Source organism: Acidovorax sp. FW305-C-20-28, from assembly GCF_058783375.1.
Genome location: NZ_JBYSYM010000005.1, coordinates 212074 through 235653, shown reverse-complemented (window position 1 = coordinate 235653; position 23580 = coordinate 212074). Strand labels below are relative to the sequence as shown.

Annotated in this window: 20 protein-coding genes; 1 reads left to right on the top strand and 19 read right to left on the bottom strand. The window is 69.1% G+C overall.

Annotated elements, in window-relative coordinates:
- Positions 1-6 precede the first annotated feature (6 nt).
- From AC3WOH_RS08810 to apbC, 19 genes are all read right to left on the bottom strand, one after another.
- The gene (locus AC3WOH_RS08810) at positions 7-2526 is read right to left on the bottom strand and encodes an ABC transporter permease (RefSeq protein ID WP_492228980.1); all 2520 of its coding nucleotides are present in this window, start codon (positions 2524-2526) and stop codon (positions 7-9) included.
- An 85-nt stretch (positions 2527-2611) separates the two neighbouring features.
- On the bottom strand, positions 2612-4171 hold the full coding sequence (locus AC3WOH_RS08805) for a C13 family peptidase (RefSeq protein ID WP_492228979.1): 1560 nt from the start codon (positions 4169-4171) through the stop codon (positions 2612-2614).
- 36 nt (positions 4172-4207) lie between these two features.
- Entirely contained in the window at positions 4208-5074 is an 867-nt protein-coding gene (locus tag AC3WOH_RS08800; protein ID WP_492228978.1) for a formate dehydrogenase accessory sulfurtransferase FdhD, read from the bottom strand.
- 64 nt (positions 5075-5138) lie between these two features.
- The gene (locus AC3WOH_RS08795) at positions 5139-5534 is read right to left on the bottom strand and encodes a hypothetical protein (RefSeq protein ID WP_492228977.1); all 396 of its coding nucleotides are present in this window, start codon (positions 5532-5534) and stop codon (positions 5139-5141) included.
- Positions 5535-5545: 11 nt separating this feature from the next.
- On the bottom strand, positions 5546-6742 hold the full coding sequence (locus AC3WOH_RS08790; RefSeq protein ID WP_492228976.1) for a formate dehydrogenase subunit gamma: 1197 nt from the start codon (positions 6740-6742) through the stop codon (positions 5546-5548).
- A gap of 13 nt (positions 6743-6755) precedes the next feature.
- Complete coding sequence (locus AC3WOH_RS08785; protein ID WP_492228975.1) at positions 6756-6995, bottom strand: hypothetical protein; 240 nt, start codon at positions 6993-6995, stop codon at positions 6756-6758.
- Entirely contained in the window at positions 6992-7612 is a 621-nt protein-coding gene (fdh3B, locus tag AC3WOH_RS08780; protein WP_057201907.1) for a formate dehydrogenase FDH3 subunit beta, read from the bottom strand. The genes AC3WOH_RS08785 and fdh3B overlap by 4 nt, the downstream gene beginning before the upstream one ends.
- 40 nt (positions 7613-7652) lie before the next feature.
- The gene (locus tag AC3WOH_RS08775; protein WP_492228974.1) at positions 7653-10631 is read right to left on the bottom strand and encodes a formate dehydrogenase subunit alpha; all 2979 of its coding nucleotides are present in this window, start codon (positions 10629-10631) and stop codon (positions 7653-7655) included.
- Between the two features lie 14 nt (positions 10632-10645).
- Positions 10646-10858: a formate dehydrogenase gene (locus AC3WOH_RS08770; protein ID WP_492228973.1), complete on the bottom strand. Its 213-nt coding sequence runs from the start codon at positions 10856-10858 to the stop codon at positions 10646-10648.
- A 127-nt stretch (positions 10859-10985) separates the two neighbouring features.
- Positions 10986-11591, bottom strand: coding sequence for a TorD/DmsD family molecular chaperone (locus AC3WOH_RS08765; RefSeq protein ID WP_492229007.1), 606 nt, complete (start codon positions 11589-11591; stop codon positions 10986-10988).
- Positions 11592-11611: 20 nt separating this feature from the next.
- Positions 11612-13681 (bottom strand): 4Fe-4S binding protein, encoded by a 2070-nt coding sequence (locus AC3WOH_RS08760; RefSeq protein WP_492229006.1) that lies wholly within the window; start codon positions 13679-13681, stop codon positions 11612-11614.
- Entirely contained in the window at positions 13641-14312 is a 672-nt protein-coding gene (locus tag AC3WOH_RS08755; protein WP_492228972.1) for a DUF3306 domain-containing protein, read from the bottom strand. The genes AC3WOH_RS08760 and AC3WOH_RS08755 overlap by 41 nt, the downstream gene beginning before the upstream one ends.
- Positions 14305-14859 (bottom strand): DUF3305 domain-containing protein, encoded by a 555-nt coding sequence (locus AC3WOH_RS08750; protein WP_492228971.1) that lies wholly within the window; start codon positions 14857-14859, stop codon positions 14305-14307. Before AC3WOH_RS08750 ends, AC3WOH_RS08755 begins: the two co-directional genes overlap by 8 nt.
- A 53-nt stretch (positions 14860-14912) precedes the next feature.
- Positions 14913-15812 carry a formate dehydrogenase accessory sulfurtransferase FdhD gene (gene fdhD, locus AC3WOH_RS08745; protein WP_492228970.1) on the bottom strand — a complete coding sequence of 300 codons (900 nt, stop codon included), beginning with the start codon at positions 15810-15812 and terminating at the stop codon, positions 14913-14915.
- Positions 15809-16111, bottom strand: coding sequence for a hypothetical protein (locus AC3WOH_RS08740; RefSeq protein ID WP_492228969.1), 303 nt, complete (start codon positions 16109-16111; stop codon positions 15809-15811). Before AC3WOH_RS08740 ends, fdhD begins: the two co-directional genes overlap by 4 nt.
- On the bottom strand, positions 16108-18444 hold the full coding sequence (locus tag AC3WOH_RS08735; RefSeq protein ID WP_492229005.1) for an FdhF/YdeP family oxidoreductase: 2337 nt from the start codon (positions 18442-18444) through the stop codon (positions 16108-16110). Before AC3WOH_RS08735 ends, AC3WOH_RS08740 begins: the two co-directional genes overlap by 4 nt.
- A gap of 139 nt (positions 18445-18583) precedes the next feature.
- On the bottom strand, positions 18584-20260 hold the full coding sequence (locus tag AC3WOH_RS08730) for an OFA family MFS transporter (protein ID WP_492228968.1): 1677 nt from the start codon (positions 20258-20260) through the stop codon (positions 18584-18586).
- A 194-nt stretch (positions 20261-20454) separates the two neighbouring features.
- Positions 20455-21399, bottom strand: a complete 945-nt coding sequence (locus AC3WOH_RS08725; RefSeq protein ID WP_492228966.1) for a LysR substrate-binding domain-containing protein — start codon at positions 21397-21399, stop codon at positions 20455-20457.
- Between the two features lie 40 nt (positions 21400-21439).
- Positions 21440-22531: an iron-sulfur cluster carrier protein ApbC gene (gene apbC, locus AC3WOH_RS08720; RefSeq protein WP_492228965.1), complete on the bottom strand. Its 1092-nt coding sequence runs from the start codon at positions 22529-22531 to the stop codon at positions 21440-21442.
- A gap of 396 nt (positions 22532-22927) precedes the next feature.
- Here apbC and AC3WOH_RS08715 point away from each other — a divergent pair, with 396 nt between their 5' ends.
- Positions 22928-23503, top strand: a complete 576-nt coding sequence (locus AC3WOH_RS08715; protein ID WP_492228964.1) for a restriction endonuclease — start codon at positions 22928-22930, stop codon at positions 23501-23503.
- Positions 23504-23580: the final 77 nt, after the last annotated feature.

The following is a 23580-nucleotide window of genomic DNA, read 5'->3' as shown; positions in this document are numbered from 1 at the left end:
GCCGCCCTACTCCGCAGCGCGGCGCAGCGTCTCCACCACGGGCCGGCGCAGCACCTCGCGCAGCCCCCACCAGCCGGCAGCCAGCGCCAGCACGGCCCCGGCCACGGCGCCGGCCAGCGGCACCCAGGGCGATGCCGTCCAGGTGAAGTCGAAGACAAAGCGTGCCAGCGCCCAGCCCACGACCACGGCCACGGTGCTGGCCAGGAAGCCCGCGAGCAGGCCCACGCCCATGAGCTCGGCGCGCTGCACCTGGCCCAGCAGGCTGGCGCGCGCGCCCACGGCGCGCATGATGGCGAACTCGCGCGCACGCTCCTCGCGCGTCGCCGTGACCGCCGCGAACAGCACCACCAGCCCGGCGGCCAGCGTGAAGGCGAAAAGGAACTCCACCGCACGGATCACCTGGTCCAGCACGCGCTGCACCTGGGTGATGGTGGCACCCATGTCCACATTGGTGATGTTGGGGAACTGGCGCACCAGCGCGTTGTCGAAGCCCGCCTTGTCCGGCGCGCGGTAGGCCGCCAGGTAGGTCACGGCCACGCCGTCCAGGTGGTCCACCGGGTACATCACGAAGAAGTTGGCGCGCATGGAGCCCCAGTCCACCTTGCGCAGGCTGGTGATGCGCGCCTCGTTCTGCACGCCGCCGATGTCGAACTGCAGCATGTCGCCCATCTTCAGGCCCAGGGTCTCGGCAATGCCCTCCTCCACGCTGACGGCGCCCTGCTCGTTCTCGGTCCACTTGCCGGCCACGATCTGGTTGTGGGGCGGCTGCTGCAGCGCGGTGGAGAGGTTGAACTCGCGGTCCACCAGGCGCTTGGCACGGTCATCGGTGTAGTCGGCGGGGCCCACGGCCTTGCCATTCACGGCCAGCAGGCGGCCGCGGATCATGGGGTACCAGTCGTAGCGCTTGACGCCACCGTCCTTGAGGCTTTGCTGGAAGGCATCGGCCTGCTCGGGCATGACGTTGATGACAAAGCGGTTGGGCGCATCGGGCGGCGTGGCCTGGCGCCAGCTGCTGATGAGGTCGGTGCGCAGCAGCACCAGCAGCACCAGGGCCAGCAGGCCCACGGCCAGGCTGCTGACCTGCACCACGGCATAGGCCGGGCGCGCGGAGATCTGCCGCGTGGCCAGCACCAGCCAGCGCGGCGCGGTGGCCTCGTTGACGCTGCGGCGCAGCAGCTTCACGGCCACCCAGCTCAGGCCCGCGAACAGCGCCACGGCGCCCGCAAAGCCGCCCACGGCGATCAGGCCCAGCCTGATGTCGCTGCTCACCGCCAGCAGCAGGGCCGCAAAGCCGGCCACGCCCACGCCCAGCACGGCCAGCGAGGCCGGCTTGAGCCCGCCCACGTCGCGCCGGATCACGCGCAGCGGCGGCACCTGGGCCAGTTGCAGCACGGGCGGCAGGCCGAAGGCGAACAGCAGGGTGAGGCCCATGCCCAGGCCGAAGGCCACGGGCCACAGGCTGGCAGCGGGCAGGGCCGACTCCACCAGCCCGGCCAGCAGCAGCACGAAGACATAGTGCACGAGGTAGCCCACGGCCACGCCCAGGGCGCTGGCGAAGATGCCGATGAGCGCGAACTCGGTGGTGTAGGCGCCGGCGATGGTGCGCTGGCTCTGGCCCAGCACACGCAGCATGGCCGAGGCATCGAGGTGGTCGGTGGCAAAGCCGCGCGCGGCCAGCGCCACGGCCACGGCCGAGAGCAGCGCGGCCAGCAGGGCCACCAGGCTCAGGAATTTCTGCGCCCGGTCCAGCGTCTGGCGCATCTCGGGGCGGCCGCTTTCCAGCGACTCGACGCGCACGCCGTGCTGTTCGGGTTTCTTGGCCTCGTCCGCAGCCCACTGGCTGAAGGTCTTGACCGCCGCGGCCGGCCCGGCCACGGCAAAGCGGTAGGTCAGGCGGCTCGCGGGCTGCACCAGACCGGTGGCGGCCACGTCGGCCTCATTGAGCATGACGCGCGGCGCAAAGCTCATGAAGCCGGCGCCCCGGTCGGGCTCGATCACGATGATGCGGGTGATGCGCAGCTGCGAGTCGCCCAGGAGCAGCAGGTCGCCCATGGCCAGGCCCAGCGATTCTAGCAGCGGCGCGTCCACCCAGACCTCGCCACGCGCCGGGATCTCGCGCGTGGTCTGCTCGGCCGCGCCCGGGCCCACGGCCACGGTGAGCGTGCCGCGCAGTGGGTAGCCCGGCTGCACGCTTTTGAGGGCCACCAGCTTGCTGGCACCGCCCTTGTCGTCGCTGGCCCGCCCCATGGTGGGGAAACCCATGGTGGTCACGCTCTGCAGGCCCAGGGCCTTGGCGCGCTCGGCGAACACGGCGGGCGTGGGGTTGTCGCTGGCCACCACGGCATCGCCGCCCAGCAGTTGCAGGGCGTCGCGCTGCAGGCCGCCCTGCAGGCGGTCGGCAAAAAAGCCCACGGAGGTGAGTGCTGCGACGGCCAGCGTCACGGCCACAACCAACAGGCGCAACTCGCCCGCGCGCAGGTCGCGCAGCAGGGTGCGCCAGCCCAGGCGGATAAATGAGAGGTTCATGGGCGTGACATTAGCGCAAAAGCGCGCCAAACCGCGGCATTGGAACATTTCCAGCCGGCGCGCAGGCCCTTTCGCCCCCCGTGGCCTAACGGGGGGCGGCGTTCAGGCGCTCTTCCAGCCCCTTGAGCACGGGGGCGATCTCGGCGCCCACGCGGATCTGCGGGTTGGAAAAGCCGTCGTTCTTTCCCGCCTCGACCTCGCGCTGCTGGATCAGGGGCACGGCTTTCTTGAACGCCTCCTCGAAGGAGTGCGTGCTGCGCAGCTGCTCGTCGAACACCGCGCGGCCGAAGAAGGTCAGCTCCGACAGAGCGCCGCAGCCGTAGGAGGTGTGGGTGGCGTCGGCCGCCGTCATGATCAGGGTCGAAGGATTGGCCAGCGTGTCGATCCAGCCGCCCGAGTAGCAGGCCGAGATGGCGATCACCCGGTGGCGGATGCCTGCCGCATCCAGCACTTCGCGCAGCATTTCGGGGGTGGTGGGCGCCACCTCCAGCGGCCAATGCGAGGCCGCGAGCTGGTGGTTTTTGGCGCCATGCGAGGTCATGTAGACCACGAGCACGTCGTTCTCCTTGTCCATGCGCGCGGCCAGGGCGTGCACGGCACGCGTGAGGTTCTCGGGTGTGGCCCAGACATGGGTCTCGGCGGTCTCGGCATGGTTGAGCAGGTGCAGCACCCGGCCCTGGGCGTCGAAACGCTTCTGCAGGAGGCTGCTGACCATGGTGCTCTCGCGGCGGAACACGTTCTCGGCGGCGTAGGGTGCGAACACCAGGGCGTAGACGTCGGTTACGCCAGGGCGCTCGGGCACCAGGGCCTCGGCCTGTTGCTGCATGAGGTCCTGCTGCGACTCGAACAGCGATTGGGACAGGTGCAGGCGGGCAGGCTCGGGGGCGTCGTCATCTGCGGGGGCAGGCACCCAGGACCGGCTGGATGCGTACTGCATCCCCACCCCCAGCACGGCCAGCAGCAACAGTGCGTACAAGCCCGTGCGCAACTGCGAGCGCACGAAGCGGGACATCACCCGGACATCGGCCGCCAGCATCCACACCACCGTCGCCGCATAAATGGCCCAGAAAACCGCGGGACCGTACCCAGAGGACCAGCGCGCAGGCTGGTGTGCACCCCACGCCATCAACGCATAGGCCCCGACCGAGGCGGGCAGGACGGCCACGCTCGTGAGCGCAAGCCAGGCGGCCAGGCCGCCGCCCACCGGCGCCAGCCGGCCTTGGCGCCAGGATGCAGTCAAGGCCCACCACGCATACCAGATGAGCAAAGGCAGCGACCACCACGACAGCAGCCAGCCACGCAGATTGAAATGGGCCGGTCCCGCCACATGCAGACGCTCCAAGCCCAGCAAAACCCCGCTGCACAGCAGCACCAGCACGATCAACTGCAAAGGCCTGGGCACGGCGGCACCCGTTCGGGGAGCCAACAGCACGGCGGCCCGCAACCCCTCCCCCAGCCAGCGCACGAGCGGCAGGCGCGGCGGCTCGGGCGCCTCCTCGGTCACTTCGGGGGCGGGAGCATCCGGCTCTCCCGGCCCCGGGGATGGGGCCATGCGGTGCGTTTCCGGCACCTCATCAAGGTCATACGGGCCAAACTGGCTGGGCAGCGTGTCGGGCCAGGCGTGGGTGGATTTCTGGTCGCGCATCGCCCGATCATGCCATCGCCGAGCGGCCGCACGGTGTCAGCTGGAAGAGGAAACTGCCTGCGCCAGCTCGGGCTGCAGCACCAGCCGGTGGCTGCCGCTGTAGCAGACGAAGCGCCGGTTGGTGGCGCGGCCGATGGCGCACAGGCCCAACTGCTCGGCCACGGCGTGCCCCATCTGCGTCATGCCGCTGCGCGAGACCACGATGGGCACGCCCATCTGGGCCGACTTGATGACCATCTCGCTGGTCAGCCGGCCCGTGGTGTAGAACACCTTGTCGGCGCCGGTCATCGGCGCCGCGCCCCCGGCGGCCATCCACATCCAGCCCGCGATGGTGTCGATGGCATTGTGGCGCCCCACGTCCTCGACGAAGACCAGCAGTTCCTCGCCCTGGAACAGCGCACAGCCATGCACCGAGCCAGCCGACTTGTAGGTGCTCTCCTTGAGGCGAATGGCGTTGACGATGCCGTAGAGCTGGCCCTGCGTGAGCCGCGCCTCGGGCAGCACGATGCGGTCCACTTCGTCCATCAGGCCGCCGAACACGCTGCCCTGGCCACAGCCGGTGGTGACCACCTTGCTGGCCGTGCGCTCCTCGATGCGCGCGATGCCGAGGCGCGTGCGCACCGCCGCGGCGTGGACCTCCCAGTCCACGGTGATCGACTCGATGTCCTGCACCGACTCCACCAGGCGCTGGTTGCGCAGGTAGCCCAGCACCAGCAGCTCGGGGTGGGCGCCCAGCGTCATCAGCGTGACGAGCTCGCGCTTGTCGACATACACGGTGAGCGGCCGCTCTGCGGGGATGGACAGCGCTTCGCGCTCGCCATGCTCGTTGACCACCTCGACGCGGTGGGTCAGCGGTGCCTGGGCCTGGGTCAGCCGCGGCAGGAGGCCGGAGTGGGTGGTCATGGGCGCAGCGTACCCCATCCCCGCCAGACCCCGTGGGGAAACGCCGGCCGGGACCGGGCGGTGGTCAGGATTTGGGCGCCGAAGCGGCGGCTGCGGGGGTCTGCGTGCTGGGTGGGCTGCTGGCCGTGCCCGGTGGCGAGTGCGCACCGGCCGCCTCCAGCGGCTTGGCTTCGGGGGGCGTATAAGCAAACGGGCCGGGGTCTGCACAGGCCGCTGCGCCCGGGGCCGCCGGCTTGGCCGCGGGGTTGGTCTTGCGGTAATGGGCCGCGACCTTGTCCTGCGACAGGCACAGCTTGTAGTTGTCGACCTTGCCGGCCCAGGCGGTCTTGGCCGCGGCTTCGGCCGCCTTGGCGGCTGCCTCGGGCGCGGGCGGTGGCAGCTTGGCCAGCGCGGCAGCGCAGGTGCAGGCAGTGCCCAGGGCCAGCAGCGCGGTGCGCAGGAAGTGGGTGTTCATCGTCATGGGGGGCCTCCTCATGCCTGAATGGGCTTGGCGGGCGCTGCCTCGCCCGTGGTGCCGGCACTGCTGCTGCGTTGCACGGGGATCTTGCCGGCCTGGATGTCCTCGTACCAGAGCTGGTGGTGCTCTTTCGCCCAGGTCTCGTCCACATAGCCGGTCTTCATGGCTTGGTAGGCGCCCTGCATGCCGATGGTGCCCAGGTAGATGTGGCCCATGAACATCACCATCATCACCACCGTGGCCACGGCATGCACCATGTGCGCGATCTGCATGGTGCCGCGCTCGTAGACGAGCCCGGGGATCAGCTTGTCCAGCACCAGGCCCGAGGCCACGACGATGGCGCCCAGGAACAGCACCCCGCCCCAGAAGATCAGCTTCTCGCCGGCATTGAAGCGGTGCGATGGCACCTCCTGGCCCGAGAGCATGCCGCCACCCTTGAGCAGCCAGGTCAGGTCGCCGCGGCGCGGGAAGTTGTCGCGCACGAAGGTGAGGAACACGATGAGCAGCGACACCGCGAACAGCGGCCCGGCGAAGTTGTGCACGTTCTTGAGCACATAGGCCAGCCAGCCGAACAACTGCCCCCCCAGAATGGGCAGCAGGAAGAACTTGCCGAAGGCCATCACCAGGCCCGAGATGGCCAGCGCCACAAAGGCAATGGCATTGGCCCAGTGGGCAGAGCGCTCGAACGGCGTGAAGCGCTCGATCTTGCGGCCCGTCTCGGTGCCGTGCAGGTGCATGGTGCCCTTGCGCCAGTAGAACAGCGCAATCGCGCCCGCCACGATGAGCAGCAGCGAACCGCCGTAGGGGATGATCCACTGGTTGCGCACCTGGCGCCAGGCCTCCCCCGCGTTGGTCACGCGCGAGCCAGGGTATTGCACGAAGGGCTGTATCAGGTTGCCGGCCTCGGGCGCCTGGCTCTTGGGCAGGCTGCTGTAGCCCGTGACGCCCTCGCCCACCTGGCGCCACATCGGTGCGTTGTTGCCCGGCTGCACCTTGGCGCGCTCGCCGTTGCTCTGCTGGGCATAGCCCGGTTCCTCACTGGCGTCGGGCTTCACCTGGAAGATGTTCTGGCTCTGGATACCGCCGGGCGCAGGGGCAACCGCGGCGGCGGCCGGCGGGGCGGCCGAGGCCGCATCGGCCGGCGCCTGGGCGGCCGCCGTGCCCCAGGCCAGTCCGGCACACAGGGCCATGCTGCACAGAATGGTTTTCATGGCAGGCCTCGCTCTAGCGGGTGCTACGGGTGTACTCGTTCTGGCCGTACTGCTGGCGCGCCTTGAGCTGCTGCTCCCAGCCGGCCTTGTCGCCGGCCTTCCAGCCGGGCTGGGTGAAGTTGCTGCCCGTACCGGCGTAGGGCGGCGCATCGACGCGCACGCCGCCGCCGGTCTGCGGCTTCTCGGTGCAGCCAGCCAATGCCAGCAGCCCGCAGGCCGCGCCCAGAATCATCAGCGTGCTGCGGCCGCTCATGACTTGGCTCCCGGTGTGGGTTGGCCGGCCTGCTTGGAGCCGTAGGCCGTGCCCCAGCCCCAGACCTCGGCCCCCTTGCCGCGCTGCACCACGCGGTTGCGGAAGATGTCGGCCACCACGTCGCCATCGCCGGCCAGGAGGGCCTTGGTGGAACACATCTCGGCGCAGGCCGGCAGCTTGCCCTCGGCCAGGCGGTTGCGGCCGTATTTCTCGAACTCGGCCTGGCTGCCATGGGTCTCGGGGCCGCCGGCGCAGAAGGTGCACTTGTCCATCTTGCCGCGCACGCCGAAGGTGCCCTGCGAAGGGAACTGCGGGGCGCCGAACGGGCAGGCATAGCTGCAGTAGCCGCAGCCGATGCAGACATCCTTGTCGTGCAGCACCACGCCCTCGTCGGTGCGGTAAAAGCAGTTCACAGGGCAGACGGCCATGCAGGGGGCATCGCTGCAGTGCATGCAGGCCACCGAGATGGACTTTTCGCCCGGCACGCCGTCGTTGAGCGTGACCACGCGGCGGCGGTTCACGCCCCAGGGTACTTCGTGCTCGTTCTTGCAGGCGGTGACGCAACCGTTGCATTCGATGCAGCGCTCTGCATCGCAGATGAATTTCATTCGTGCCATGGGGTGTCTCCTGGTCGCTGCTGTTGCCGCTGCCGCGTGCTCACGCACGCTCCACGTTGCAGATGGTTGTCTTGGTTTCCTGCATCATGGTCACGCTGTCGTAGCCATAGGTGGTGGCCGTGTTCACGGCCTCGCCGCGCACCACGGGGGCCGCGCCCTTGGGGTAGTGGGCGAGCATGTCCGCCCCCTGCCAGTGGCCCGAGAAGTGGAACGGCATCCACACCGTGTCGGGCGCCACGCGCTCGGTCACCAGCGCCTGCACGTTGATGCGCGCGCCCGTGGGCGAGCTGAGCCACACCCGTTCGCCATTGCGCACGCCGCGCTCGCCCGCGGTCTTGGGGTGGATCTCTACGAAGGACTCCTGCTGCAGCTCGGCCAGCCAGGGGTTGGAACGCGTTTCCTCGCCACCGCCCTCGTACTCGACCAGCCGGCCCGAGGTCAGGATCAGCGGGAACTTCTCGTGCACCTTGTCGGCGATGTTCTTGTCCTGCACGCTCTTGTAGAGCGTGGGCAGGCGCCAGAAGGCCTTCTTGTCGTCGTGCGTGGGGTACTTGGCCATCAGGTCAGGCCGGGTGCCGTACAGCGGCTCGCGGTGCTGCGGGATGGCGTCGGGGAAGTTCCACACCACCGCACGTGCCTTGGCATTGCCGAAGGGGTGGCAGCCATGGTTCTTCATGGTCACGCGGATGATGGCGCCCGTGGGGTCGGTCTTCCAGTTCTTGCCCTCGGCGGCCTTCTTCTCGGCATCGGTCAGTTCGTCCCACCAGCCGAGCTTCTTGAGCAGCACATGGTCGAACTCGGGGTAGCCGGTGGTGATGTCGGAGCCCAGCGAGTACGAGCCGTCTTCGGCCAGCAGGTTCTGGCCGTCCTTTTCCACGCCGAAGTTGGCACGGAAGCACCCGCCGCCATCCATGACATGTTTGGAATTGTCATAGAGGTTGGACGAACCGGGGTGCTTGAGCTCGGGCGTGCCGTAGCAGGGCCAGGGCAGGCCGAAGTAATCGCCCGTGAAGTCGTAGCCGGTCTCCTTGTCCTTGCCGCCCTTGGCCTTGAGGGTCTTCACATCGAACAGGTGCATGTTCTTCATGTGGGCCTTCAGGCGCTCGGGGCTCTGGCCGGTGTAGCCGATGGTCCAGACGCTGCGGTTGATCTCGCGCAGGATGTCCTCGATCACGGGCTCGTCCATGCCGCCCACCTTCTGCAGCTTGTAGTTCTTGACCAGCTCCTTGTCAAAGCCCAGCTTCTGCGCGAACTGGTACATGATCATGTGGTCCGAGCGGCTCTCCCACAGCGGCTCGATCACCTTCTCGCGCCACTGCAGTGAGCGGTTGGACGCGGTGCATGAACCACTGGTTTCGAATTGCGTGGCCGCAGGCAGCAGATAGACCGCACGGTTCGGATTGAGGTCCTCGGCCTTGCCCGGCATGGCAGCCATGGCAGCAGTCGCCGAGGGGTAGGGATCGACCACGACGAGCAGGTCGAGCTTGTCCATGGCGCGCTTCATCTCCAGGCCCCGGGTCTGGGAGTTGGGCGCATGGCCCCAGAAGAACACGCCGCGCAGGTTGGCGTCCTGGTCGATGAGCTCGTTCTTCTCGAGCACGCCGTCGATCCAGCGCGAGACCGTGAGGCCCGACTTGGTCATCATGGCCGGGCTGGAGTAACGTGCCTTGATCCACTCGAAGTCCACACCCCAGACGGCCGCGAAGTGCTTCCAGGCGCCTTCGGCAATGCCGTAGTAGCCAGGCAGCGAGTCGGGGTTGGGGCCCACGTCGGTGGCGCCCTGCACGTTGTCGTGCCCGCGGAAGATGTTGGTACCGCCGCCGGACTTGCCCACGTTGCCCAGCGCCAGCTGCAGGATGCACGAGGCGCGCACGATGGCGTTGCCGATGGTGTGCTGGGTCTGGCCCATGCACCAGACCACGGTGCCGGGGCGGTGGGCGTTGAGCAGGCTGGCCACCTTGAGCACCTGCTCCTCCTTGACGCCGCAGGCCTCCTCGACCTTGTCGGGCGTCCACTTGGCCAGGATCTCCTCGCGCACCTTGTCCATGCCGTAGACACGGTCGTTGATGTACTGCTTGTCTTCCCAGCCGTTCTTGAAGATGTGGTACAGCAGGCCGAACAGGAAGGGGATGTCGGTGCCCGAGCGGATGCGCACGTACTCGTCGGCCTTGGCCGCCGTGCGCGTGAAGCGCGGGTCCACCACGATCATCTTGCAGCCGGTCTCCTTGGCGTGCAGCATGTGCAGCATGCTCACCGGGTGGGCCTCGGCCGCATTGGAGCCGATGTACATCGCGACCTTGCTGTTCTGCATGTCGTTGTACGAGTTGGTCATGGCCCCGTAGCCCCAGGTGTTGGCCACACCGGCCACCGTGGTGGAATGGCAGATGCGCGCCTGGTGGTCGCAGTTGTTGGTGCCCCAGAAGCTCACGAACTTGCGCAGCAGGTAGGCCTGCTCGTTGTTGTGCTTGGACGAGCCCACGAAGTACACGCTGTCGGGTCCGCTGGCCTTGCGCAGCTCCTGCATGCGGGCCGTGATCTCATTGAGCGCCGTGTCCCAGCTGATGCGCTCGTACTTGCCGTTGACCAGCTTCATCGGGTAGCGCAGGCGGTACTCGCCATGGCCGTGCTCGCGCAGCGCAGCGCCCTTGGCACAGTGCGCGCCCAGGTTGATGGGCGAATCGAACACCGGCTCCTGGCGCACCCAGACGCCGTTCTCGACCACCGCATCCACCGCGCAGCCCACCGAGCAGTGGGTGCAGATGGTGCGGCGCACCTCGATCTTGCTGTCGCCCAGGCCGACCTTGGCGCCTTCGGCGGCGTTGGACTTCTTGACCAGCGCGAGCTGCGAGGCGGCGATGCCCACACCGACGCCCAGGCCCGAGCGGCGCAGGAAGGCGCGCCGGTCCATGGTGGGCAGGGCCTTGGCCAGGCCGCGCTGTAGGCTGTGGACGAAGGGAGAGGACGGGGAGGTGGCCGCAGCGCCCTCCCGGGCATGGGAAGACTTCTTGGTGAGCAACATGGTGCGCCCCGCGGTCAGAGTTGGGTGGTCTTGTAGTACTGCTGGACGTGCGCCGAGAGGCGGTAGCCGCCCCCGCGCTCGGGCGGGGCCGGCTCGGGCTCGGCCAGGGCGCTGGCATCGGGCGCCGCGATGTGCGGCAGAGCGGCTGCCGCGGCGGCGGCTGCCCCCACGGTGGCGGCACCCGCAAAGAAGCGGCGACGAGAGGGTTGGGGCTGGCTGTCCTGCATCGTTGTCTCCAGGAGGGCTTGCGGCTATGCAATGTCGTTCATACAGTCTATGCGAGTGTTTCCCCCACCGCAATCGGGGAGGTCCGCCCCATAGGGGTTCACTCGGGATCGGCGTGCCTGCGCCGGCTCACTCCAGCATGTCGAAGCCCTGGGCCTCGATGGCTGCAAACGCCCGCGTGAAGCGGGCCAGCGCGCCATAGAAGGCCGCTGCGGGGTGGGCCTCGAGCCCATCGCACAGCGCCGGCACCCAGGGCTGCAGGTGGGCGGCAAAAAAGTCCCGTTGTGTCGCAAGGTTGCACACCGCCATGTCGTCGCCGGCGATCAGGTAGCGCATGGCTTCGCACAGGTAGGCAATGTGGTCCTCGGTCTCGGGCATGGCCTCGCTGCGTGCCAGGCCCAGCGCGTCGAGGTCGCTGCGCAGGCGTGCCAGCGGCTTTTCATTGAGAAAGCCGCTCAGGTGGTGGGAGGCGTAGAGAAAGACCTCGGGCTTGCCCACGCCGCCGAACAGGCGCTCGAACTCGGCGGCGATGGCCGCGTCGCCCTGCGCCCGGGCGGCGCCCACCAACTGCTGCCAGGGCTCTTCGAGCAGGCCGCCAGCGGACGGCGCCTCGGTCACGGCCACACGCAACTGGGCCAGCAATTCGGCGGGCGGCGCACTGTAGTACAGCTGCGCCAGCAGGCCATAGAGTTCGGCGCGCGCGGTCTCTTCGTCAAGGGCGGCGCTGGCCGCCATGGTCAGGGGGGCAGTGGCGCTCACAGGTCCGTCACTTTCGCTTCGCGTTGGGAGGAATACAGGTCGATCACGCGGCAGTCGCTGCACATCTTGAGGCGCTCCAGCGCCTCGCCCTGGAACATGGCGTGGCCGGCGAGCCGTTCCAGCATGGCTTCGATGGCCTTGAGCGTGCCAAAGGGTTTGCTGCAGCGCACACAGGCCCAGGGCTGGGTTTCGGCGAGCACGCGCAGTTGCGCGCGCTCGGGTGTGAGCAGCAGGCGCGGCTGCAGGGCAATGGCCTCCTCGGGGCAGGTGCTGGCGCACAGGCCGCACTGCACGCAGTTCTTTTCCAGAAAGCGCAACTGCGGCAACTGCGGGTTGTCCTGCAGCGCCCCTGCGGGGCAGGCGCTCACGCAGCTCAGGCACAGCGTGCAGCGGTTCGTGTCGACCGTGATGGCGCCCAGCGGTGCACCGGCGGCCGGCAGCGCAATGGCCTCGGGCAGGCCGGCCTTCAGCAGCGGCGCATGGGCCAGGAAGTGGTCGAGCGCCAGCTCCAGGGTGGCGCGCTTTTCCTGGGCCACGCCATGGCGGGCCGCCACGGGCGGCAGCACCTGGTGGGTCTGATGCAGGGACTGCAGGGCCGCATCGAGCGCCGACGCATCGCCCGCACGCAGCAGCCGCAGGTGGCTGCCGGTGTAGCCCAGCCCGTGCAGGAGGGCCTGGGCCACGTCCATCTGCTCCTGCAGGCCGGCCAGGTACTGGGGCGCCTCCTCCTCGGTGGCCAGCACCAGCACCTGCGACGCGCCATAGGCCAGCGCGCTGAGCCACAGGTCCACCCCGGTGCTCGCGGTGTGCCACAGCGGCACAGGGATCACGTTGGCAGGCACCCCCTGGGCACGCCGCAGCTGGGCAGCGCGGCCCAGTGCATCGACCAGGGCCTGGCCGCGTTCCTGGCTGTGCAGCAGCAGCACGGCATCCTTGCCCCCTGCGGCCGCGTAGGTGGACAACAGGGTCTTGAAGCGCGCGCCCTGGTCCGTGGCACCCGGGTAGGCAAAGGACAGCGCCCCCGTGGGGCAGACCGTGCTGCAGGCGCCGCAGCCCACGCACAGGTGGGGGTTGACCTGGATCTGCTGGCGGCCCTTGTCGCTGGAAATGGCCTCGGCCGAGCAGATATCGATGCAGGCATGGCAGCCCACGGTCTCGTTGCGGCTGTGGGCGCAGAGCTTTTGCTTGTAGGCGAAGAAGCGGGGCTTGTCGAACTCACCCACCAGCTCGCGCAGCTTGAGCAGCACGGCCATGTCGCGCCCATCGCTGCGGAAGTAGCCTTGCGGCAGCGCGTGCAGGGTGAAGCCGGGCAGTGCCGTGGCCGGGCGCAGGTCCAGCACCAGGTCGAAGCGCTCCTGCTGCACGCTGGCCTCGCGGCCGAAGTCGATGGCACCGGCCACCTGGCAGGCGCGCACGCAGGCGCGGTGGGCGTCGCAGGCCGACATGTCCACCTGGTAGTCCAGGCCGATGGCGTTCTCGGGGCAGGCCACGATACAGGCATTGCAGCGCGTGCACAGGTCCAGGTCGATGGGGTTGTCGGCAGACCACTGCACGTCGAAGGCCCCGAGCCAGCCCGACAGGCCCGTGAGGCGCCCCCCCAGCACGGGAAAGCGCCGCGTCTGGGCACCGCCGGCCTGGCCCGGGCCCTGCGCGAACAGGGTCACGTCGAGCACATCGGCCACCAGCGCGGCGGCCTGCTCGGCGGCGTCGAGCGGGCCGATGACCATCAGGCGGCCCTGGCTCTTGTAGGTGACGGTGGCCACCGGCGGCGGCTCGGGCAGGCGGGCGGCGGCCAGCAGCGCGGCGATCTTGGGGCCTGCCGCGCGGGCGTCACGGCTCCAGCCCCCGGTCTCGCGGATGTTCACGAAGCGCACCGGCGAAACCGCGCCTTCGGTCTGCGCGCCGAGTTCGCCGAACAGGCGCTGTTCCTGGGTGCAGGCCACCACCACCTCCTGGCCGGTGCGGATGGCGCCCTGGAAGGCGCCGGCCTCGCGCCGGCACAGCGTGGAATGGAGCGTCAGATCCTCATGCAGGGCCGCGCCCAACGCCTTCGCGTCGAGGGGCATCGTCTGGTTGCAATCGCAGATCAGCGTGGTCATGTTCGGTATGGCTGGCTACCCTGGCCGCGCCGTCCCCTTGCGGGGGCGTTGCAGTCAGTACTGGCGAGCTAGGAATGGCGGTGCATACCCCGGACTGTGCCACGTCTGGCGGCGCAGCCGACTCCGCATCATCCCGAGGCTGAGCATCCTGCTGGGCCATTGCCGGCGCGGGCGTGCCGGCGGCCTCTTTTTCGTGGTCGAAGAAGCCCATGAAATGGGCGCTGGCCATCTGGCGCAGCATGCCTTCGGGCAGCGGGTCGGGCTTGGAATAGTCATCGATGTAGATGTCCAGGCCGTCCATGGCATTGAAATGGGGGTCGGCAAACAGCTTCTTCATGGCCGTGTTGCGCACCTCGGGCGCCACGCCGCGGCCCATGAAGGGCTTGAAGTCGGATGCGGGCGTCAGCGCCTGGGCGTCGGCCAGGGTGGGCGGTTCGGGCTCCACGGCGGCGGGCACGGGCTGCTGCTCTGCGGCAGGGATGGCCACCGGCGATGCCTGCACCTCGGGCGCGGGCGGAAGTTCCGACTCCTGCTCGGTCCGGCCTGCCGCCACCTCTTGCTTGCGGCGCGACCAGCGCGCGAGAAAGCCGTCAGCCATGCTGCGGCCCGCCCCGGCCACCGCGCTGCTTGTCGGTGGACACCGATGCCGGGTTGCCGAAGCGGTCGGTCAGCGACTGGAAGCTGTCGGGCCGCCGGCGGCGCTTGGGCTCGGGCGCGTAGTGCGCGTCGACAAAGGCCTGCAGCAGCGCCAGCACCTCCGGCGGCGCGGGCACCTGCTCCACCGTTTCCTGGGCATCGAGCCAGCGGCCGGCATCGTGGTAGCTCAGGCTCACAGCCACGGGGCGGGCCAGCGGCTCGCTCCCGGTGCCGTCTTCGTCCAGGCGCCACAGCACGAACCAGCAGGGCGCGGGTGCCGAGAGGTTCAGGTGGTAACCCTCGCCATCGTCCTTGAACAGCTCGACCACCAAGCCCGGGAACAGCCACAGGGCTTGGTCCGCGTCCTCGCGCAGCAGGCGCGGAGCCCCGCCGAAGGCGGCTTGGGCGGGCACCACATCGTCGAGCACCCAGCGCCAGGGCTGCCAGCGGTTGTCCAGGCGCTCGCGGCGCATGGTGACGGCGACTTCGAGGGTGGGGCGCTGGAACATGGCCCGACTGTACCCCGCAACCGGGCACCCGCACAGGCCGCGGGGCCCGGGTTTTACCCGGCTGCCTGCGCCCCTGGCGCATACAGCACCGCACGCGGCGCGCGGCACAGGCCCCACAGACGCAGGCCTGCGAGCTCGGCCACCTGCACGCCGGTGGCCGTGGGGGCCGAGATGGTGGCCAGCGCCGACAGGCCCACGCGCGCGCACTTGCGCACCAGTTCGTGGCTGCCCCGGCTGCTGAGCACAACAAAGCCGGGCTCGCCCAGGCGAGCGCTGCGCGACAGCCAGCCGATGAGCTTGTCCAGGGCGTTGTGCCGGCCCACGTCTTCGCAGACCCGGGCCAGGCGCCCGTCCAGCGTGGCCCAGCCGGCGGCATGCAGCGAACCCGACTGCGCGTTGTGCGGCTGCAGCGCCTTGAGATCGGCAAAGGCGCTCAGCACCGTGGGCAGGTCCACGCGCCCGATCCAGTCGCGCGCTGGCAGGCGCTCGGGCGCCAGGTCGAGCGCGGCAAAGCTCTCCACACCGCACACGCCGCAGCCCGTGCGGCCGGCCATGCTGCGGCGCCGGTCCTTGAGGCGCTCGAAGCTGCGCGCCGAGATCTCCAGGTGCACCTCGACCCCCGGCACGCCGGGCGGCAGGTGCGCGGCACTGGCGTCCGCCAGCTGCAGCGTGCTGCTGCGGCAGTCCTGCGCGTGGTCGAGGATGCCCTCGCTCAGCGCAAAGCCGAGTGCAAAATCTTCGAGGTGCTCGGGCGTGGCCATCATCACCGCGTGCGAGACGCCGTTGAACACCAGCGCCACGGGAATCTCCGCCGCCAGGGTATCGGAGCGCAGGGCCCCGTCCTGCGGCACGCCGGCCTCACCGAACACCCGCACGGGCCGCTGGGCCAGCGCCGGCAGCTCCAGGGCCACATCGGCCTCGCCGTCGGGCAGGGAGAACGGCTGCGCGCTCACGAGGCCTCCTCCCCCGCCGCCGGCAGTTCCCGCGCCACGGCGCGGCCGGCGTCGGTCAGGTGGGCCACCCAGCGCTCGCCGGCCTGCTCCACGCGCACCCAGCCGGGGCCGCGCTGGCCGCCCACGGCGGCATCGCTCATCAGCGTGAGCTCGCGCAGGAGCACGCTCACGCCCTGCCCCAGGCGCTTGCCCAGGCGCGGCAGCGACACGCCGGGCGCCACCACCCCATCCTGGCCGCCCGATTCTTCGGCCAGCGCACGCAGGATGGCGCAGGCCAGGGTTTCCTGCACTGCGCTCATGGCGCCTCGGCCTGCGCCGCCACCGCGGCGCCCGCCAGGGCCGCTCCGCCCGGCACGTGCGGCAACAGCAGCACCGGGATGGACTTGGAGGTGGGCGTGCCCGCCGTATCGGCCACGGCCGACAGCGGCACCAGCGGATTCGTCTCGGGGTAGTAGGCCGCGAGGTTGCCGCGCGGAATGTCGTAGGCCACGAGCTTGAAGCGCTCGGCACGGCGCTCCTGGCCGTCGCTCCACACGGTCTGGATGTCGACCCAGTCGCCATCCTGCATGCCCAGGGCGCGGATGTCCTTGTCGTTGATGAACACCACACGGCGCTGGCCGTAGACGCCGCGGTAGCGGTCGTCCATGCCATAGATGGTGGTGTTGTACTGGTCGTGCGAGCGCGTGGTCAGCAGCGTGAACACCACCGCGTCCTTGTAGCGTTCGCGCGCGATGTGCGAGGGCGTGTCACGCGGCACGGCATGGGCATGGAAGCTGGCCTTGCCCGAGGCCGTGGCCCAGACGCGCTCGCTGGCCGTGTTGCGCAGGCGAAAGCCGCCAGGCACGGCCACGCGCCGGTTGAAGTCCTTGAAGTCGGGGAAGACCTTTTCGATCTGGTCGCGGATGCGCGCATAGTCCTCCACCAGCCAGAGCCAGGGCACATTGCTGCGCGCGCCCAGCGTGGCCGCGGCGAGCCGTGCCACGATGGCCGGCTCGGACAGCAGGTGCTCGGAGGCAGGCGGGTTGATGCCCACCGAGATGTGCACCATGCTCATCGAGTCCTCCACCGTCACGCCCTGCGGGCCGCCGGCCTGCACGTCGATCTCGGTGCGGCCCAGGCAGGGCAGGATCAGCGCCTCCTTGCCGTGCACGATGTGGCTGCGGTTGAGCTTGGTGGTCACGTGCACCGTGAGGTCGCAGCGCTGCAGCGCCTTCCAGGTCTCGTAGGTGTCGGGGGTGGCGGCGGCGAAGTTGCCGCCCAGGGCGAAGAACACCTTGCCCTTGCCGTCCAGCATCTGGCGGATGGCCTCCACCGTGTCCACGCCGTTCTTGCGCGGCGGCTCGAAGCCGAACACGTCGCGCAGCCGGTCGAGCAGCGCCGCCGGGGGCTTCTCCCAGATGCCCATGGTGCGGTCGCCCTGCACGTTGCTGTGGCCGCGCACCGGGCAGGGGCCCGCGCCCTCCCTGCCGATGTTGCCGCGCATCATGAGCAGGCTGACGATGCCCTGGATGGTGGCCACCGCGTGCTTGTGCTGGGTGATGCCCATGCCCCAGCAAGCAATCACGCTCTTGGCGCCGATGTAGATGTCGGCGGCCGAGCGCATCTGCGCCTCGGTCAGGCCCGACTCCTGCTCCAGCAGTCCCCATGACTCGTCGCGCAAGTCGGCCGCCAGGGCGTCGAAGCCGGTGGTGTGCTCGGCGATGAAGGCGTGGTCGAGCACGCCGCCGCGGGCGTCCTCCTGCTCCAGCACATGCTTCATCATGCCCTTGACGGCCGGCAGGTCGCCGCCCACGCGCAGCTGGAAGTAGTGCGTGCTGATGGGCGTGGAGCCCAGGGTGGCCATCTCCAGCTTGTCCTGCGGATCGGCAAAGCGCTCCAGCCCGCGCTCGCGCAGCGGATTGAAGCTCACAATGCGCGCGCCGCGCTTGTGCGCCTCGCGCAGCTCGCCGAGCATGCGCGGGTGGTTGGTGCCCGGGTTCTGGCCGAAGATGAAGATCGCGTCGGCGCACTCGAAGTCGTGCAGGGTCACCGTGCCCTTGCCCACGCCGATCTGCGGGCGCATGCCGCTGCCGCTGGGCTCGTGGCACATGTTGGAGCAGTCGGGGAAGTTGTTCGTGCCGTACTGGCGCACGAACAGCTGGTACAGAAAGGCGGCCTCGTTGCTGGCCCGGCCCGAGGTGTAGAAGATGGCCTGGTTGGGGTCGGGCAGCGCGTTCAGGTGGCGCGCGATCAGCGCGAAGGCATCGTCCCACGCGATCGGGCGGTACTGGTCGCTGGGCGCGTGGTAGACCATGGGCTGGGTCAGCCGGCCCTGGTCTTCGAGCCAGAAATCGCTCTGCTCGGCCAGCTCGGCCACCGTGTACTGGGCGAACAGGCTGGGGCCGGCGCGCCGGGCCGTGGCTTCGGCGGCCACGGCCTTGACGCCGTTCTCGCAGAATTCGAAGGTGGAGGCATGGTTGCGGTCGGGCCAGGCGCAGCCGGGGCAGTCGAAACCATCGGGCTGGTTGGCCGAGAGCAGTGTCTTGGCGCCCTTCAGGGGAATGTCCTGGCGCAGCAGCGCATTCTTGACGCTGTTGAGCGCACCCCAGCCACCGGCCGGGCCTTTGTAGAACTCGATCTTTTCTTGCTTCATCATGGTCTCCTGGGCGGGAGCTGCCTCCGGTTGGACTGTGCCACGCGCCGGGCGTTCCCGGCCCCCCGCCCTGCGGGGGGCATGGACATGGCGGCGGCGGCGTGGTCCGCCAGGCCCCGCCCCATGCCATCCAATGCCTTTACTGGAAGAACTTGGCGGCGCTCACCAGGGTCTTGTAGATGCCCCAGATCAGCGGCAGGCCCACGGCCAGCCAGGCGAAGGCCACCAGCGCCGGGCTGGTCGTGCCGCCGCTGCTCGGGCCACCGCCCACTTCGGCCGCCACACTCTTCTCGTGGGCCAGCTTCTTCTCGTGCGCCAGTTCCTCGTCGCTCATGAACCACTTGTCGGCCAGCGGGCGCACCATGAGGTTGGCGATCAGGCCGATGACCAGCATGCCCACGAGGATGTACATGGTCTGGTTGTACACCTGTTCGCGCGGCAGGCCCAGGCCCAGCTGGTATTCACGCATGTAGTTCACGACCACCGGGCCCAGGATGCCGGCTGTGGCCCAGGCCGTCAGCAGGCGGCCATGGATGGCGCCCACGAACTGCGTGCCGAACAGGTCGGCCAGGTAGGCCGGCACCGTGGCGAAGCCGCCGCCGTACATCGACAGGATCACGCAGAAGGCGCCCACGAACAGGAGTTTGCTGCCCGCACCGGCCGAGCTCGGGATGCTGGCGTACATCAGGCCGCCCAGCACGAAGAAGATCACGTAGGTCATCTTGCGGCCGAACTTGTCGGACAGGCTGGCCCAGAAGAAGCGGCCGCCGATGTTGAACAGCGACAGCAGCGCCGTGAAGCCGCCCGCCACGGCCGCGATGGCCGCCAGCTGGGTCTTGTCGAGCTCGCCGAACTTCTGCGACACGCCGATCAGGCCGCCGCCGAAGACCTCCTGCAGCATGGGCGAGGCCATGCCGATCACGCCGATACCGGCGCTCACATTCATGCACAGCACGATCCAGATCAGCCAGAACTGGGGGATGCCCCAGACGCGCTTCACGTGCACGTGGCGCTGGGTGATCATGGCATTGGCCGAAGGGGGCGGCGGCGTCCAGCCGGCAGGCTTCCAGCCCGTGGGCGGCACGCGGTAGCCCAGGGCACCGGCCATCATGAACACGAAGTACACCAGCGCCATGACCACGAAGGTCTGCATCACGCCCACATCGGTGGGGCTGGAAAAGTGCTTCATCAGGTCCACGGCCAGGGGCGAGCCGATCATCGCGCCGCCGCCAAAGCCCATGATGGCCATGCCGGTGGCCATGCCGCGCCGGTCGGGGAACCACTTGATCAGCGTGGACACGGGCGAGATGTACCCAAGCCCCAGCCCGATGCCCCCGATCACGCCCGAGCCCAGGATCATGAGCCAGAACTGGTGCAGGTGGATGCCCAGTGCCGACAGCAGCATGCCGCCGCACCAGCACACGGCCGAGACCACGCCGGCCTTGCGCGGGCCGGCACGCTCCAGCCAGCCGCCCCAGATGGCGGCCGAGCAGCCCAGGAAGACGAAGAACAGGGTGTACATCCAGCCCAGCGTGGCCACGCGCCAGTCGCAGCCGCTGGCGAACAGCTCGGCGAAGAAGCTCATGTCCTTGGCACAGGCCGCGCCCGTGCCGGCCGTGCTCAGAGCCTTGGACAGCGGCAGCCAGAACACCGAGAAGCCATAGGCCATGCCGATGCACAGGTGGATGGCCAGGGCGGCCGGCGGCACCAGCCACCGGTTGAAGCCCGGTGCGGCAATGATGCGTTCCTTGTCGAGGAACCCGGGGGATGGCATGGCTCCGGGCGCCAGCACGGCGCCCGCTGATGAAGCTGTCATGTGTTCTCTCTCCTTGGATGGTGCGCAAGCGCTGTTGTTCTTGACCTCGGTCAATCGCGGACGGGAGTGTCCGAACAGGAGAGGGATAGCGTCAAATTGAATCGGCACATGCTGCGATTCAACAATTGAATGACGCGAATGGAAATCAGTCTCAGCCCAGCCAAAGGGATGGCAGGAAAGCTCTCGAAGGAGGATCAGTCCTTCAACTCTCCACAGTGCTGAGCGACGTGGTCACGCCATTCGGGCAGGTCCAGCAGCTCGAGCGCCGCCTCGAGCGCCCGGGACACGCGCGGGCCGCGCTGGGTCATGAAGCCGATGGGGGTGCGCACCTCGGGCGAGACCAATGGCAGGGCCTCCAGGCCACGCTCGCTGCGCGCGGCCGCCACCATGGCGCCTGGCAGCACGCTGAACACCTCGCCCGACAGCACCGACAGCACCAGGGTGAGCACCGAATTGGTCTCGATGGCCGGCGGCACGGGTGCGCCCGCCTCGCGCAGGGCCTCGTCGATGATGAAGCGGTTGTGCATGTCGGGGGTGAGCAGGCACAGCGGCAGTTGGCCGGCGTCCTTCCAGCGCATGGGGGGGCCGATGCGCAGGCGGTCCGGGTCGGGCGTGCGCGCGCGGCGCAGCAGGTAGTAGTGCTCGTTGCACTGCGGCCAGGAGCGCAGGTTCACGCGCTTGGCCTGCATGCGCTCGCTGTAGCCCACGGCCAGGTCCAGTGACAGGTCTTCGAGCCGCTGTTCGAGCTCCTGCGAGCTCATGGACAGCACCACGGGCAGGATGCCCGGGTGGCGCGCCTGCAGCATGGCGGCAAAACGCGAAAGAATCGGCACGGCCGTGGGCGTGGACGCCATGCGCAGCCGCCCCTGCGGCGCGATTTCGGTGCTGCGCAGCTCCTGGCGCAGCACCTCGTTGTCGCGCAGCATGCGCTGCGCCGTGGCCAGCACGGCCTCGCCCTCGTGGGTCAGGCCCACGTAGGTGCGCGCGCGCTGCACGATGACGACGCCGAACTCCTCCTCCAGCGCCCGCAGCGCGTTGGACAGCGCCGGCTGGGTGATGTGGCAGGCCTGCGCCGCCCGGCCGAAATGGCGGTGCTCGTCCAGCGAGACGAGGTAGCGCATGGCAGCCAGCAGGTTCATCGCAGACCCGCCCCGCTCCGTGCTGCGCGGGACGCTGCGCTCATGTGTCCTTGCTGACCGAGATGGTCGGGAACTTGGACGAGAAGTCCTTGGCCTGCTGGGCGATCTTCACGGCCACGGTGCGCGCCACCTTCTTGTAGATCTGCGCCACGTCGCCATCGGGGTCGGCCACCACCGTGGGCTTGCCGCTGTCGGCCTGCAGGCGGATCTGCATGTCCAGCGGCAGCGCGCCCAGGTAGTCCATGCCGTAGTCGGCCGCCATCTTCTTGCCGCCATCGGCGCCGAAGATGTGCTCCACATGGCCGCAGTTGCTGCACACGTGCACGGCCATGTTCTCGACGATGCCCAGGATGGGCACCCCCACCTTCTCGAACATCTTGATGCCCTTCTTGGCGTCGAGCAGGGCGATGTCCTGCGGCGTGGTGACGATCACCGCGCCCGTCATGGGCACGCGCTGCGACAGCGTGAGCTGGATGTCGCCCGTACCGGGCGGCATGTCGATGATGAGGTAGTCGAGGTCCTTCCAGTTGGTCTGGCGCAGCAGCTGCTCCAGCGCCTGCGTGGCCATGGGGCCGCGCCAGATCATTGCCTCGTCCTGGTCGACCAGGAAGCCAATGGACATGACCTGCACGCCGTAGTTCTCCAGCGGCTCCATGGTCTTGCCGTCCTCGCTCTCGGGGCGGCGGCTGATGCCCAGCATCATGGGCTGGCTCGGGCCGTAGATGTCGGCGTCGAGCACGCCGACGCTGGCGCCCTCGGCCGCCAGCGCCAGGGCCAGGTTGGCGGCCGTGGTGCTCTTGCCCACCCCGCCCTTGCCCGAGGCCACCGCAATGATGTTCTTCACCTGGGGCAGCAGCTGCACGCCGCGCTGCACCGCGTGGGCCACCACCTTGGTGGTGATGTTCACGGAGACGTTGTCCACCCCGGCCATGCCCTTGGCCGCGGCCACCAGGCTGCGGCGCAGCTCGGGCACCAGGCTCTTGGCCGGGTAGCCCAGTTCCACCTCGAAGGCCACGTCGCCACCACTGATCTGCACATTGCGCAGCGCACGCGTGCTGACATAGTCCTTGCCCGTGTGCGGGTCTTGTACGCTGGAAAGTGCGGCCAGAAGGCCTTGTTCGGTGACTGCCATCAATTAACTCCGGTAAGGCGGGTAGTCTATCTAAGAGCCTGTTCATAGTCTTTTTGAAGCCGCGCAAGCCCCTTTTCGGGATGGCATGCAAGGCGCGGTGCGCAGTTGATAGCTCGGCTATCAACAAGCGCCGCAACGCCGCAGACCGCCCGAAAACCAAAGGTTTCGCCGAAGGCAAAAGGCACTTGCCCGAAGGGTTGGGGCGAAATCGGGCGATTGGACGCCCCGGCTGCTTGCATGGGCATGAGCCCATGCGGCGCATCCGAAGCATCCACTCATCCCGATTGCGCCCCAACGCGGCTGCAAAAAGACTATGAACAGGCTCTCGGCCCCGCCCCGCGTAAGTGCGGGACAATGCGCGTTTCCCCCTCTGTTACAGACTCCCGAAAGCCCCCCGTGAAATTCAAGATGGCCGAGAAATCCCTGTTCGCCGTACTGCTGCGCTCGCCCTGGTGGGTCAGCTTCCTGGTGGTGGGGGTGATCGCACTGGCCGCCGGCGCGCTGCTGCCGCGCGAGTACGCCTATGTCGGCGCCGTGGGCACGCTGCCGATCTTCGTGGTGGGCTGCATCGCGGCCTGGCGCCAGCTCCGGGCGCCGAGCCCGGCCAAGGTCGAGGAAATGCTGGGTGCCGTCAACAGCATGCCCTGGCGCCAGTTTTCCGATGCGCTGGAGGCTGCCTGGGTGCGCGATGGCTGCACGGTGGAAAAGCCCAAATCCGGCCCCGTGGACCTGCGCGTGGCCAAGGGCGGCCAGGCCACCCTGGTCAGCGCCAGGCGCTGGAAGGCCGCCACCCATGGCATCGAGCCGATCCGCGAACTGCATGCCGCCATGCAGGCCGAAGGCGCCGCCACGGGCATCTACGTGGTGACCCAGGGCCAGCTCTCCGACAACGCCCGCCTCTTCGCGCGCGACAACGGCATCACGGTGCTGCAAGGCCCGGGCGTGGCCAACCTGCTCCTGACCAAGGCCTGACCGAGGCCAGTCGCCATGCGGGTTTCCCCAAGTGGCGGCACACGGGCAACGCAGCACACTGTGGCCTGATCCACAGC